This window comes from Streptomyces sp. NPDC088923 (assembly GCF_044749745.1).
Taxonomy (GTDB): Bacteria; Actinomycetota; Actinomycetes; order Streptomycetales; family Streptomycetaceae; genus Streptomyces.
The window spans coordinates 15,277-29,553 of the sequence record NZ_JBIVIO010000012.1 but is presented as its reverse complement, the minus strand read 5'-3'; the positions used below and the strand labels follow the sequence as shown (position 1 = coordinate 29,553).

The 14,277-nt window shown below is 75.1% G+C and carries 10 protein-coding genes; 6 read left to right on the top strand and 4 right to left on the bottom strand.

Translation table 11 applies throughout. The features are described 5' to 3' along the window. The first annotated feature begins 290 nt into the window (after positions 1-290). The 4 genes from ACIP4O_RS29410 (at position 291) to ACIP4O_RS29395 (ending at position 6,552) form a co-directional block, all read left to right on the top strand. Positions 291-3,320 (top strand): GNAT family N-acetyltransferase, encoded by a 3,030-nt coding sequence (locus ACIP4O_RS29410; protein WP_401579106.1) that lies wholly within the window; start codon positions 291-293, stop codon positions 3,318-3,320. Positions 3,321-3,832: 512 nt separating this feature from the next. Continuing rightward, positions 3,833-4,441 carry a DUF5998 family protein gene (locus ACIP4O_RS29405; protein ID WP_401579105.1) on the top strand — a complete coding sequence of 203 codons (609 nt, stop codon included), beginning with the start codon at positions 3,833-3,835 and terminating at the stop codon, positions 4,439-4,441. Further along, the gene (locus ACIP4O_RS29400; RefSeq protein WP_401579103.1) at positions 4,441-5,706 is read left to right on the top strand and encodes an alkaline phosphatase family protein; all 1,266 of its coding nucleotides are present in this window, start codon (positions 4,441-4,443) and stop codon (positions 5,704-5,706) included. Before ACIP4O_RS29405 ends, ACIP4O_RS29400 begins: the two co-directional genes overlap by 1 nt. A gap of 195 nt (positions 5,707-5,901) precedes the next feature. Next, on the top strand, positions 5,902-6,552 hold the full coding sequence (locus ACIP4O_RS29395) for a thymidine kinase (RefSeq protein ID WP_401579101.1): 651 nt from the start codon (positions 5,902-5,904) through the stop codon (positions 6,550-6,552). 32 nt (positions 6,553-6,584) lie between these two features. On the opposite strand, the gene ACIP4O_RS29390 is transcribed toward ACIP4O_RS29395, so the two are convergent. Beyond that, positions 6,585-7,382, bottom strand: coding sequence for a VOC family protein (locus tag ACIP4O_RS29390; protein ID WP_401579099.1), 798 nt, complete (start codon positions 7,380-7,382; stop codon positions 6,585-6,587). Between the two features lie 296 nt (positions 7,383-7,678). On the opposite strand from ACIP4O_RS29390, the gene ACIP4O_RS29385 reads away from it, so the two are divergent. Next, positions 7,679-8,530: a sulfurtransferase gene (locus tag ACIP4O_RS29385; protein WP_401579097.1), complete on the top strand. Its 852-nt coding sequence runs from the start codon at positions 7,679-7,681 to the stop codon at positions 8,528-8,530. Between the two features lie 69 nt (positions 8,531-8,599). On the opposite strand, the gene sepH is transcribed toward ACIP4O_RS29385, so the two are convergent. After that, positions 8,600-9,682, bottom strand: a complete 1,083-nt coding sequence (gene sepH, locus ACIP4O_RS29380; protein ID WP_401579095.1) for a septation protein SepH — start codon at positions 9,680-9,682, stop codon at positions 8,600-8,602. Between the two features lie 559 nt (positions 9,683-10,241). Here sepH and ACIP4O_RS29375 point away from each other — a divergent pair. Next, positions 10,242-11,501, top strand: coding sequence for a hypothetical protein (locus ACIP4O_RS29375; RefSeq protein ID WP_401579094.1), 1,260 nt, complete (start codon positions 10,242-10,244; stop codon positions 11,499-11,501). Positions 11,502-11,587: 86 nt separating this feature from the next. On the opposite strand, the gene ACIP4O_RS29370 is transcribed toward ACIP4O_RS29375, so the two are convergent. Further along, on the bottom strand, positions 11,588-12,925 hold the full coding sequence (locus tag ACIP4O_RS29370) for a D-arabinono-1,4-lactone oxidase (protein ID WP_401579221.1): 1,338 nt from the start codon (positions 12,923-12,925) through the stop codon (positions 11,588-11,590). Next, entirely contained in the window at positions 12,867-14,204 is a 1,338-nt protein-coding gene (locus tag ACIP4O_RS29365) for an MFS transporter (protein WP_401579092.1), read from the bottom strand. The genes ACIP4O_RS29370 and ACIP4O_RS29365 overlap by 59 nt, the downstream gene beginning before the upstream one ends. Positions 14,205-14,277 lie beyond the last annotated feature (73 nt).

Below are 14,277 nucleotides of genomic sequence, written 5' to 3'. Positions count from 1 at the left end.
GGTGCGGTTGGTGCGGTTGGTGCGGTTGGTGCGGTCCTTCGGTGGTGCGGATCGGTGCGGGGTCGCGGTACGGGCCTTCCCGTTCCGGGACGCGTTCTCCCCTCGTGGTGGCACGGCGCGCCGCGCGCCGCAAGGGGGCGGGGGCCGTACGAGGGGTGTCCGCGGGCACCAGGGGGACACCGCCGCTCCGCCGCGTACCGGCCGACCACACCGCGCCCCGCCCCGTACGCCGCCGCACCGCCCCCGCACGGCGCCCCCGCGCCTCGTACACACGGTCGTACCCTGACCCCATGGAGACCCCGGCCCACCCGCCTCGCCCCGAGGAGCCCCGCTCGGCAGCGCCCCGTCCAGGCGGCCGCCCCCAGGACCAGCACCCCTCGGCGCAGCCCCACGAGGCCGGTTACCCCGCCCACTGGGAGGCCGATGTCGTGCTGCGCGACGGCGGCACCGCGCGGATCAGGCCCATCACGGCGGACGACGCCGAACGGCTCGTCAGCTTCTACGAGCAGGTCTCCGACGAGTCGAAGTACTACCGCTTCTTCGCCCCCTACCCGAAGCTCTCCGCGAAGGACGTGCACCGCTTCACGCACCACGACTTCGTGGACCGCGTCGGGCTCGCCGCGACCATCGGCGGCGAGTTCATCGCGACCGTCCGCTTCGACCGCGTCGACGCGACGGGCCGCCCCGCCTCCGCGCCCGCCGACGAGGCCGAGGTCGCCTTCCTCGTCCAGGACGCCTACCAGGGCCGCGGCGTGGCCTCAGCGCTCCTCGAACACATCGCGGCCGTCGCGCGCGAGCGCGGCATCCGCCGCTTCGGCGCCGAGGTGCTGCCCCACAACACCAAGATGATCAAGGTTTTCACGGACGCGGGCTACCAGCAGAAGCGCAGCTTCGAGGACGGCGTCGTCCACCTGACCTTCCCTCTGGAACCCACCGAGCGCTCGCTCGCGGTGCAGTACGCGCGCGAGCACCGCGCCGAGTCCCGCTCCGTGCAGCGCCTCCTCGCCCCCGGCTCGGTCGCGGTCGTCGGGGCCAAGCGGGCGGGCGGCGGCGTGGGGCGCAGCATCCTGCGCAACCTCCTCGCCGCCGGGTACACGGGCCGCCTCTCCGCCGTCAACAGCAGCTTCCCCGAGGACCAGGGCACGCTCGACGGCGTCCCCGCCTTCCGTACCGTCAAGGAGATCGGCGAGGACATCGATCTCGCCGTGGTCGTCGTCCCGGCCGAGCGGGTGCCCGAGGCCGTCGCCGAGTGCGGCGAGCACGGGGTGCGCGGGCTCGTCGTCATCAGCGCCGGGTACGGCGAGAGCGTGACGGCGGGCAGGGCGCGGCAACGGCGCCTGGTGCGGCAGGCGCGCAGCTACGGGATGCGGCTCGTCGGCCCCAACGCCTTCGGCCTCGTCAACACCGATCCCGCCGTCCGCCTCAACGCCTCGCTGGCGCCCGAACTCGCCCCGCGCGGCCGGGTCGGGCTCTTCACGCAGTCGGGCGCGATCGGTATCGCGCTCCTGTCGGAACTCCACCAGCGCGGCACCGGGCTCTCCACCTTCGTCTCGGCGGGCAACCGCGCGGACGTCTCGGGCAACGACGTCCTCCAGTACTGGTACGACGACCCCGACACCGACGTGGCGCTGATGTACCTGGAGTCGATCGGCAACCCCCGCAAGTTCACCCGTCTCGCGCGCCGCGCCGCCGCGACCAAGCCGCTCGTCGTCGTCCAGGGCGCCCGGCACAGCGCCGCGACACCGCCCTCGCACGCCGTCGCCGAGACCCGCCTCCCGCACGCGACCGTCTCCGCGCTCCTCGCGCAGGCCGGGGTGATCAGGGTCGAGACCGTCACCGACCTCGTCGACACGGGCGTCCTGCTCGCGGGCCAGCCGTTGCCCGAGGGCCCGCGCGTCGCGATCCTCGGCAACTCCGAGTCGCTCGGCCTGCTGACGTACGACGCCTGCCTGACCGAGGGCCTGCGCCCGCGCACCCCGCTCGACCTCACGACGTCCGCGAGCCCCGAGGACTTCCGGCGTGCCCTGGAACAGGCGCTCGCGGACCGGGACAGCGACGCCGTCGTCGTCACCGCGATCCCGTGGGTAGGCGAGGGCGCGCTCGACTGGCCCGAGGGCGAGGTGCTCGGCGCGGCGCTGCGCGAGGCGGTCGCCGCCTCGGAGACGCGCAAACCGGTCCTCGTCGTCCACGTCGAACTCGGCGGCCTCGCCCACGCCCTCTCCGCGGCGACCGCGACCCTCCCGGCGAGCGCGGGCCCGCACACGCCCGGCGGCGCGGTCCGCGCGGACGCGCGCGACACGGAGGTCGTACGCGACGAGGGCGAGCCGCGCGCGGCGGTACGGGAGCCCGTGGCGGCGGTACGGGAGCCGGGCGCGACGGTACGGGACGAGGGCGGCACGCCCGCACCGGAACCCGGGGAGTCCGTCGCCGGGGAGCGCCCCGCCACGCCCCGCATCCCCGCCTACCCCGCCCCCGAGCGCGCCGTCCGCGCGCTCGCCCGCGCCGTGCGGCACGCGCAGTGGCGTACGGACACCGAGCACCCCGGGCGGGTCCCCGAGTTCGAGGACATCGACGGGCACGGCGCCGCCGACCGCATCGCGGGGCTGCTCGGCGCCCTCCCGCCCGGCGCGCGCGGCACGACGCCCGGTCCCGAGGACACCGAGGACCTGCTGCGCCGCTACGGCATCCCCGTCCTGCGCGCGCTTCCAGCGCCCGACGCCGACGCGGCGGCGCGCGCGGCGGAGGAACTGGGGTACCCCGTCGCGCTCAAGATCACCGCTCCGCACCTGCGCCACCGCCCCGACCTCGGCGGCGTCCGCCTCGACCTCGCGGACGAGAGCGACCTGCGCCGTGCGTACGCGGACCTCACCGCACTGCTCGGCTCGCCCGCCGAACTGCGGCCCGTCGTGCAGTCGATGGCCCCGCGCGGCGTGGACACGGTGGTACGGGCCGTCATCGACCCGGCGGCGGGCGCGGTGCTCTCCTTCGGGCTCGCCGGGGCCCCCTCCGAACTCCTCGGCGACACGGCGCACCGCCTCGTCCCCGTCACCGACAGGGACGCGGCCGACCAGGTCCGCTCGCTGCGCAGCGCCCCGCTCCTCTTCGGCTGGCGCGGCGCCGCGCCCGTCGACACGGACGCCCTCCAGGAGCTGATCCAGCGCGTGTCCCGCCTCGTGGACGACCACCCGGAGATCGTCGCGGTCTCCCTCGAACCGGTCGTCGTCGCGCCCCGCACGGTCCGCGTCCTCGGGGCATCGCTCCGCCTCGCCCACCCCCCGGCGGTGGGCGACGAGGGACCGCGCAGGATGCCGATGTACTGAAAGACGGCCCACGGGGACCGAGTCGTCGCGGGCCATCCGCGGCGCGGGCACGTGCCGGCACTCCGCGGCCGGGTCGAGCGCGACGACGGCGACCCCGGCGTGGGGCGCCCCCCCCACCACGGCCGCGACGACCCGTTCGAGGAGCCGGCTCCGGTGATCGCCCCCTTCGGCGCGGGCCCGACCCGCGCGGTCGGACGCTTCGGCCGGTATGCGCGGACGGGGGCGTCGACCGTGAGCACCGCCTCGCGCCGCGCCCGGCCGCTCCCGGCGCCCCCAGCGGCACGGGCGCCCGGCTCCACCGCGTCGCCCCGCGCGCCGGGCGGCCCGCGTTCGCCGACGGTGTCCGCCAGGCCCTCGGCCCCGCCGAGTGCCCCCGGTGCCACGCACGCTTCCCGCTCGGGGCCGTGTACGCGCACGCCAACGGCCCCGTCCCGCCCGTACCGCCGCTCCCGCCCCAGGACGAACCCCCACGGAGTGACCGGGCAGGCCGCCCGCCCCCGTAGGATGGGCGCATGGCGAAGACCGGTACGACGACCCAGGGGCTGCGCGCGGCGATCGAGCGCAGCGGCTACTACCCGGCCCTCGTGGCCGAGGCCGTGGAGGCCGCGGTCGGCGGGGACCCCGTGGTGTCGTACCTGGTGCACCAGGAGACGACATTCGACGCGAACGAGGTCCGCAGGCACGTCACCGTGCTCGTGCTCACCGAGCACCGCTTCATCGTGAGCCACACCGATGAGCAGGCCGCCGACGACACCTCGCCCACCCCGTACGCCACGACGTCCACGGAGTCCGTACGGATCGAGCGCGTCTCCTCCGTCGTGACGAGCCGCGTCGTCGCTCACCCCGAGTCGTACACGCCCGGGACCCTGCCCCGCGAGGTCGTCCTCACGATCGGCTGGGGCGCCGTCTCCCGTATCGACCTGGAGCCGGCCGCCTGCGGCGACCCGAACTGCGAGGCCGACCACGGCTACACCGGCAGCTCCACCGCCGACGACCTGAGCCTGCGGGTGAGCGAGGCGGGCGACGGCCCCGAGACCGTCCGCGAGGCGCTCGCCTTCGCGCAGGCGCTCTCGGCGGCCACGGCGGCGCTCGGCGAGGGCCCCTCCGGGACCCGCCGCTGATGAGCGGGACACCCCCCACGCACCACACGGACTGGGACGCCTACGAGGCCCGGCACAGCGGCGGACCGCACGGGTCCCGTGACGCCCCGGACCCCTACGCACCGCTCCCGCTCTCCTCGGCCCTCGTACCCGAGTACGGGAGCGGCAGCCTCGCCGACCTCCTCCCCACCCTCGCCGCCGGACTCGGCGTCCCCGGCTTCGCGCCCGTCATCGGCGAGCTGACCCCGGCCGACCGCGCCTGTGTCTTCCTCGTCGACGGCCTCGGCTGGGAGCAGCTTCGCGCCCACCCCGACGAAGCCCCCTTCCTGCACAGCCTGCTCGGCACCTCGCGAGGCGGCACGGGCCGCCCCCTCACCTCCGGCTTCCCCTCGACGACCGCGGCCTCGCTCGCCTCGGTCGGCACCGGCACCGTGCCGGGGCAGCACGGACTGCTCGGCTACGCGGTGCGCAACCCGGCGACGGGCGCGCTCATGAACCAGCTCCGTTGGCAGCCCTGGACCGACCCCACCGCCTGGCAGCCGCACCCCACCGTCTTCCGCGCCGCCGACGCGGCCGGCGTGCACACCGCCCAGGTCTCGGCCCCGCACTTCCGCGAGACGCCGCTCACCCAGGTCGCGCTCTCCGGCGGCACCTTCCACGGCCGCTTCACCGGCGAGGAGCGCATGGACCGCGCCGCCGAGGAGCTCGCCGCGGGCGACCGGTCGCTCGTCTACACGTACTACAGCGAACTCGACGGCGCGGGACACAAGTACGGCACGGGGTCGGACACCTGGCGCGGCCAGCTCATGCAGGTCGACCGGCTCGTGCAGCGCCTCGCCGGTCAACTCCCGCCGCGCACCGCGCTGTACGTCACGGCGGACCACGGCATGGTCGATGTCCCGGAGGACCCCGAGAGCCGCGTCGACTACGACGAGGACTGGGAACTCGGCGCGGGCGTCGCCCTGTTGGGCGGGGAGGGTCGCGCCCGGCACGTGTACGCACACCCGGGAGCGGCCGCCGACGTCCTCGCCGTGTGGCGCGAGGTCCTCGGGGACCGCTTCTGGGTCGCGAGCCGCGAAGAGGCCCTGGCCGCCGGGTGGTTCGGGCCGCCCGAGCTGTGCGAGGAGCGGGTGTACGCGCGGATCGGCGACGTCGTGGCGGCGCCGCAGGGCCTCTCCGCGATCGTCGCGAGCGAGACCGAGCCGCGCGAGACGGCGCTCGTCGGGATGCACGGCTCGCTCACGGCGGCGGAGCAGTACGTGCCGCTCATCGAGATCCGCACCTGAGGGCGGGCCCCGGCCGCGCCCCGCCCTCGTCCCGGCCGTCCCCGGGGCCGTCGCGGGTCCCCGCTCCCGCCCGTCCCGCACCCGTGGCGTAGGGTCTGGGGTCGCCCCGGCGCGTACCGCCCCCGCCCGTCCCGCCCCTCCCCGTACCACCGCCTCGCCCCGCCGCCCGGCGTTCCAGAAAGGCCCTGTCCGCTGATGTCCGAATTGGTTTTCTTCTCCGGGACGATGGACTGCGGAAAGAGCACACTGGCGCTCCAGATCGGCCACAACCGGTCGGCGCGCGGACTCCAGGGCGTGATCTTCACGCGGGACGACCGGGCGGGCGAGGGGAAGCTGTCCTCGCGGCTCGGACTCGTCACGGACGCGGTCGAGGCGACCGAGGGCATGGACCTGTACGGCTACCTCGTCGACCGGCTCTCCAAGGGCGGTAAAGCGGACTACGTGATCGTCGACGAGGCGCAGTTCCTGGCGCCGCGCCAGATAGACCAGTTGGCGCGGATCGTGGACGAACTCCGGCTCGACGTCTTCGCGTTCGGCATCACGACCGACTTCCGCACGAAGCTCTTCCCTGGCTCGCAGCGCTTGATCGAACTCGCCGACCGGGTCGAGGCGCTCCAGGTCGAGGCGCTGTGCTGGTGCGGTGCGCGGGCGACGCACAACGCCCGTACGGTGGACGGCGAGATGGTGGTCGAGGGTGCGCAGGTCGTCGTCGGAGACGTCAACCGCCGGGCGGGCGAGGTCGGTTACGAGGTCCTGTGCCGCCGCCACCATCTGCGCCGCGTGACGAGCGCGACGGCGAAGGCGGGCGTGCGCTCGCCGGACGTCCTGCCACTGCGGCAGGGCTGACGCGTCCCGCCGCTGCGGCAGGCTGACCCGGCTCAGTCGTGGGCGACGTCCGTACGGACGAGGGCGAAGACCGCGCCCTCCTGGTCGGCGACCGTCGCCGTGCGCCCCCGCGGGCCCTCGGCGGGCTCCTCCACGACCTGGCCGCCGAGCGCGAGGACCCGCGCGCACGAGGCGGACACGTCGGCGACCTCGAAGCACGCGAGCCACCCGGTGCCGCGCTCCCGCGCCCGCGCGCGGCCCACGGCGAGCGCGGCGGCCACGGGGCGCCCGTCGAGCGTGAACGTCAGACGGCCGGGGCCGTCCTGCCGCGCGTCGAAGCCGAGGACGGCGCGGTAGAAGGGGGCGACCGAAGCGGGGTCGCGCGTGAGGAGTTCGGACCAGGAGTGGGCGCCGGGGACGCCCGTCACGGCGAAGCCCGCGTGCTCGGCGGGCTGCCAGAGCCCGAAGCCCGCGCCGCCCGGGTCCGAGGCGAGGGCGAGCCGCCCGGCACCCGGCGAGTCGAGCGGGCCGACGCCGACGGTACCCCCTCGGGCGCGCACCGCCGCGGCCAGTTCGTCGATGGCAGGTGCGGCGAAGTACGTGGTCCAGGCGACCGGGAGGCCCGTGTCCGCGGGCAGTTGCCCGAGCCCGGCGACCGGCCGGCCGTCGAGCAGGGCGCGGGCGTACGGGCCGAGCCGACGCGGACCGTCCGCGTACTCCCAGCCGAAGAGCGCCCCGTAGAATTCCCGTGCCGCGCCGGGCTCGCGCACCATCAGGCTCACCCAGCACGGTTCCCCGCGCACCGCTTCCGCCATGCCGTCCCGCTCCTTCGCCGCCCGTGCCCCGGCCATCGCCCCTCGCTCTCCCGCCCGCTCCACCCGCACCCGACGCACCGGCTGCCACGGTGCGTACCCGATTGTGCACCTCTCGTGGCGCGGACGACCCGTCCGGGACCGGCGGGCCCCGCCTTCGCCGCCCGAGCGCGCGCACCGGGGGACGTACGGGGCGTGCGGACGGGCACGGGGCGCGCGGGAGGGGGAGTGCGCGGGGTACGGCGTGGGGCGGCGGGCGCGGCGTGGTCGCGGTGGTGGGGCCGACGGGGGCAGCCGGGGGAGTGTGCGGGGGCGCGGTGGGCCAGGATGAACCCATGACCACTTCGCGACCGGCCTCCGTCTCCCCGCTCATCGACGCCGACACCCTCGCCACCGCCCTCGCCGGGCCCCGCCCGCCCGTCGTCCTCGACGTGCGCTACCGGCTGGGGCAGCCCAGTCAGCGGCCCGCCTACCTCGAAGGGCACGTGCCGGGCGCCGTCTTCGTCGACCTCGACACCCAGCTCGCCGCCCCGCCCGGACCGCGCGGGCGCCACCCGCTGCCCGAGCCCGGGGAGTTCGGCGCCGCGATGCGCGCCGCCGGGGTGAGCGAGGACAGCCACGTCGTCGTGTACGACGACGGCCAGGGCTGGGCGGCGGCCCGGACCTGGTGGCTGCTGCGCTGGGCGGGGCATGAGGCGGTACGGGTGCTCGACGGCGGATTCCCCTCCTGGACCGGGGGCTTGGAGACCGGCGCGCCGGTCATCGCGACGGGTGACTTCACGCCCCGGCCGGGCGCGCTGCCGACGCTCGACGCCGAGAGCGCGGCCGAACTGGCGCGTACGGGTCTGCTGTTCGACGCGCGGGCGGGGGAGCGGTACCGGGGCGAGGTGGAGCCGATCGACCCCGTGGGGGGCCACATCCCGGGCGCGGTGTCGGCGCCGACGGCCGAGAACGTGCTTCCCGACGGGCGGTTCCGGTCCCTCGCGGAACTGCGGGCGCGGTTCGCGGACTTGGGTGCGGACGGGGCCCAAGCGGTGGGCGTGTACTGCGGATCGGGCGTCTCGGCGGCGCAGGAGGTGCTCGCCCTCGAACTGGCCGGGGTGCGGGCCGCGCTGTACCCGGGCTCGTGGTCCGAGTGGACGGCGGACGGCGGACGGCCTGTCGCGACGGGACCCGAGCGGGGCTGACGCGGGGGACTCGGCGCGGGGCGAACCCGACGCGGGGCGGGCGCCGTCGAGGGCGGCTCCGCGCCGGGTTCAGTCCTGCTGCTTCTTGCGCCGGGTGCCGAAGACGATCTCGTCCCAGCTCGGGACCGCCGCCCGGCGGCCCGGGCGGACGCCGTCCGCCTCGGCCTGACGGTCGGTGGAGCCGATGAGCCGGTCGCGGTGGCTGGAGACCGCGCGCGGCATGAGTACGTCCGCGTACGCCGAACCCGCCGAGGCCGCGGGGGCCGGGGGCTCCTCGACCTCGGGTTCGCGCTCCGGCTCGTCCTGCCCCGCACGCTCCACCGGCGACCGCTCGGGCACCACCATGTCGCCGCGGAAGCTCGGCACCGCCTCCAGCAGACTCGTCAGCGAGTCGCGCCCCGAGTCGGCCGAGGCCGCGGGCGGCTCGTCCTCGTCCTCGTCCTCGGTGACCGGCGCCTGCGGGAGCGCCGGGGGGCGGTCGGGGAGCGCGGGACGGTCGCGGTCGAAGCGGTCGATCGTGCGCTCGCGCGGCAGCCGGGCGATGCGAGGCACGAAGGGCATGGGCTCGGACGGGGACAGCTCGTCGGACTCGCCGATGAGCGCCCGCGCCTCGTCGTCCACGGCCTGTACGAGCCGGCGCGGCGGGTCGTACGTCCAGCTCGCCGAGCGCGTCTCGCCCATGAGCCGGTAGACGAGCAGGACCTCCCAGGTGCCGTCGTCGCGCCGCCAGGAGTCCCACTGCGCGGTCTCCTTGTCGGCCCCGCGCATCATCAGCCGCTCCTGCACGGCATCGCCGAGCTGGGGGCCCGCGGACTCGCCGGGACGGCGGACGGGGGTCTTGCGGGCCCGCTCGGCCATGAACGCACGCTCGGCGAGGACGGGGCCCTCGAAGCGCCGTACGCGGTCCACGGGGATGCCCGCGAGCTGCGCGACTTCCTCCGCGCTCGCCCCTGCTCTTATACGGGCCTGGATGTCCCGCGGCCGCAGGTGGCTCTCGACCTCGATCTCGATCTGGCCGAGGCGCGGCCTGTCGCCGCGCACGGCGGCACGCAGCCGCTCGTCGATGGCGAGTGTGTACTCCGTGTTGTCGGCAGCTTTCAGCACAAGACGTGTGCCGTCGTTGCTGACGGCCACGACACGCAGTTCGGGCATGGGGACCTCCCGGGTGGTGCCTGCCGACGTCACGTGCGTCGCTGCTTCCGCTAGTCGAGTGTGGCCTGCCCGGGTGCAGCCTGCCACAACCTTGCCGAGTTGCCCGGCGTGTCGGGCAAGGGCCCTGACACTCCGTTATGGCACGGTACTCATTTGCAACGCTGAGTGACCACCCGGACTCCCGAAGGCGACGGGACCCTCCCACCACCACACGGGTCGTCCCCTCGCGGACGGACCCGCTCCGGCCGGATGGCCGGCCGCTCCGGTGCGAAGAGTCCCGGGCACCCTGACGGGAGACCGGACCCAGGGCTGTCAACAGTACTCCATTCGGACCACCCGTGGTGGGGCGACGCTCCGTCGAACTTCCCCCGCGCCGGGGGCACGCGGGACCGGGGGAAGGTGCGCCGGGTGTTTCACGGGCGCTCGCGGGGGCACCGGGCGGGATGCGTCCGGCCGCCGGGTGGCGCGCTTCACAAAATCCACGGAACCGGAACCAATCGATTCGCTCGACAGTCACTTCCTGCGGCAAGGTGGACGAAAGGCGATGTAAGGCAGGTAGATGCAGAAGGAAGCCGTGAACGGCGACACACCTCACATACGTGGCGGACGACCGTCCGCGGGTGAGGCCGTCGCCGAGGAGCGAAAGCCCGCCAAGCGCCTCGATCTGAGCGTGCCCCAGGTGGCGGGGTCGGCCGTCGCCTCGGTCGCCGCCGCGATCGCCGCGTCCCAACTCGGGGTCTACGGAACGGTCATCGGCGCCGGGGTCATGAGCATCGTGGCGACGACGGGCGGCAGCGTCTTCCAGCACCTCTTCCGCAGAACGGGCGAGCAGCTCCGCGACGCGGCCGGACAGGTCATCCCCCGGCACGGCGTTCCGCACGACGGCGCCGGCGAGCCCGTACCGCCGACGTTCCTCGCGCACCCCGAGCGGCACCTCGCGGAGGTTCCGGAACCCCGTGCCGAGGCCACGACCGTCCTGCCGCGCGCGGACGGCGACCCGACGAGCGTCCTCCCGGCCGCCGACGCGGACCCGACCACGGTGCTCCCCGCGGCGGTGCCGCACGAGGACGCGACGCGGGTGCTCCGTACGGGGCTGGAGGAGCCCGTCCCCGACGACGAGTCGCGCCTGCTTCCCGCCGTTCCGGCGGACGAGGCGACGCGGCTGCTCGGGGCCGTTCCCGCGGACGACGCGACGCGCGTGCTCGGGGCCGCTCCCCGCGACGAGGCGACCCGCGCGCTCGGGGCGGCCCGCGAGGACGAGGCGACGCGCCTGCTACGTCCCGCCGACCCGTACAGCGCCCCCGTCACGCACCAGAGCCCCCGGAAGCTGCGCGGCTGGCGCAAGCCGCTGCTCACGGCCGTGGGGGTCTTCGCCGTCTCGATGGCGGGCATCACGGGGTACGAACTGCTCGCCGGCCACTCGCTGAGCGGGGGCTCCGGCTCCACGATCAGCAAGCTCGGCGGCAACGGCGGCAGCCACCACCAGGCTCCGTCCGAGCAGCCGACGGGGCCCGCGTCCACGGGTTCGACCGGCTCGCCGGAGGAGAGCAAGGAGGGCTCCACGCCCCCCACGCCGGGCGACAGCCCCTCGCCGAGCCAGTCCCGGGAGAAGGACACGAGCAAGGACCCGAGCGCGCCGGGCGAGGACACGAAGCAGCGCGAGCAGCGGAAGCCCTCCCCGAGCACGACCCCCGACCCCACGCAGTCGACCCCCGGCACGGGCCAGGAGTCGGGCGAGGGCACGGACCCCGGTACGGGCGACCAGGGCGACACGGGCCAGCAGCAGCCGGAGGAGGGCGGGGCGACGCAGTCGCCCTGAGGGGTCCCCTCGGGGGCGTCGTACGGGCGCGGCCCGGTCCGCGCCCGTACGCCCGGACGCGGACCCTGCCCCGTATCCCCTCCGCCTCAGTCCCCCAGCACCCGTCGCAGGTACGGGTTCGTGAAGAGGCGGTCGGGGTCGAGGCGGTCGCGGACGGCCGTGAACTCCCCGAAGCGGGGGTAGGCGTCCGAGAGGTAGGCCGCGTCGCGGGTGTGGACCTTGCCCCAGTGGGGGCGGCCCGCGTGGGCGGTGAAGATCTTCTCCGCCGCCGTGAAGTACTCGCGGTACGGCGTACCCCGGTACATGTGGACCGCGATGTAGCCGGAGTCGCGGCCGCTCGCGGTGGAGAGGGCGAGGTCGTCGGCGGGGGCGCTGCGGACCTCGACCGGGAAGCTCACCCGCAGGCGGGAGCGCTCGATCATCGCCTTCAGCTCGCGCAGCACCGCGGGAACCTCGGCGCGCGGCACCGCGTACTCCATCTCCACGAACCGCACCCGGCGCGGACTCGTGTACACCTTGTACGGAATGTCCGTGTACGTCCGCGCCGAAAGCGCCCGGCTGGAGACGCGGGCCACCGCCGGGATCGTCGCCGGCACCGCGCGGCCCAGCGAATTGACCACCTGGAACAGGCCGTTGGAGAGGAACTCGTCCTCGAACCAGCCGCTGAGCTTCTTCACCGGCCGCGCCGGTCCCTGACTGCGGTTGTTGCGCTTGGTGTTGGTGCTGTCGGTGTGCGGGAACCAGTAGAACTCGAAGTGTTCGTTCTCGGCCACGAGTTGTTCGTACTCGGCCAGAACCCGGTCGAGCGGCATCGGTTCCTCGCGCGCGGTGAGCAGGAAGACCGGTTCGACGCGGAAGGTGAGAGAGGTGAGGACGCCGAGTGCGCCGAGGCCGACGCGCCCGGCGGCGAAGACGTCCGCGTTCTCCTCGGGCGTGCAGTTCAGGAGGGTGCCGTCGGCCGTGAGGAGTTCGAAGCCCGCCATCTGCGCGGCGATCGAGCCGGAGTCGCGGCCCGTGCCGTGCGTGCCCGTGCTGACCGCGCCCGCCACGGTCTGCTCCATGATGTCGCCCATGTTGGTGAGGGAGAGCCCCTCGCGGGCGAGCGCGGCGTTGAGGCGCTTGAGCGAGGTGCCCGCCTCGACCGTGATGGTCATGGCCTCGCGGTCGATGTGCCGGATGCCGGTGAGGAACCGGGGGCGGACCAGGACGCCGTCCGTCGCGGAGATCGCGGTGAAGGAGTGTCCCGTGCCCGCCGGTTTGACCGTGAGGCCCTGCCCGGCCGCGCGGCGCAGTACCCCGGCCAGCTCGTCGACCGAGGCGGGGCTCTCCTCGCGGGCCGGGCTCGCCGTGATGTTGCCGCCCCAGTTACGCCAGGTCCCGCTCGGCCGCGCCGTCCCCGGCGCGCTCCGGGGCCCCGGAACCACGGGTGTCCCGGCCTGCCCCGGCCCCTTCGGCTCCTTCGGCCCCTTCGCTCCCGGCAGTGCCTGCTCGCTGCTCATCCTGCGCCCCTCCCCGCTGCGGAACCGGCTTGTCGAGCCGGCGGTACCCCAGGAACGCCACCACGACCGCGACCGCCCCGGCAACCCCCGGGACCGCGTACCCCGCCTTCGGCCCCGAGGCGTCGATGACCCAGCCCGCCACGGAGGAGCCGAGCGCGACACCGACGGCGAGACCCGTGCTCACCCAGGTCATGCCCTCGGTGAGCTTCGCGCGGGGCACGTGCCGCTCGACGAGGGCCATCGTCGTCGTCATCGTGGGAGCGATCGTGAGGCCCGCGAAGAACAGCGCCACGGCCAGCAACGGAAGGTTCCCGACCAGTTGGAGGGGGATCATACTCACGCCCACGAGGCAGACCCCGATGAGCCAGCGCCGGGCGGGCGGCCGGGTGAAGTGGAAGAGCCCGAAGACCGCGCCCGCGAGGCAGGAGCCGAGCGCGTAGACGGCGAGGACGAGGCTCGCCGCCGCCTTGTGCCCCCGCTCCTCGGCGAAGGCGACCGTGACGACGTCGATCGCGCCGAACATGACGCCGGTCGACACGAAGGTCAGCACGAGGACCCGCAGCCCCACCGAGCGCATCGCGCTGCCGCGCTCGTGCTGCCCAGCCGGGTGCACCGCCGGTTCGGTGGCCTTCTGCCCGGAGAGCCAGAAGACGCCGACGGCGAGGAAACAGCCCGCGAGCAGCGGTCCCGCCTCGGGGAACCACGCCGTGCACAGGCCGATCGAGATGATAGGGCCGAGGACGAAACACACCTCGTCGACGACCGACTCGAAGGAGTACGCGGTGTGCAGCATGCGCGGCTCGTCGCGGTAGAGCGCCGCCCACCGCGAGCGCACCATCGAGCCGACGCTCGGCACACAGCCGATCCCCGCCGCGAAGACGAAGAGCGTCCAGTCCGGCGCCTCGTACACCGTCGCGAGCAGGAGCCCGGCCGTCGCGGCGAGCCCGATGAGCGTCGCGGGACGCAGCACCCGCCGCTGCCCGTGCCGGTCCACGAGCCGCGAGAGCTGGGGGCCGAGCACCGCGGCGGCGAGCGCGATCGTCGCCGAGAGCCCGCCGGCCAGCCCGTACCGGCCCGTGAGCTGGGAGATCATCGTGACGACGCCGATCCCCATCATCGCCAGCGGCATCCGCCCGATGAGCCCCGCGGCCGAGAAGGAGAGGGTGCCGGGCGCGCGGAAGATCGCGCGGTAGGGGCTGGGCAAGGCGGGCTCCGGGCAGGCGTACGGGCACAGGGCGGACGAGGCCGTCGTGTGCGGGGGAGGAGGGGGCGGGAGG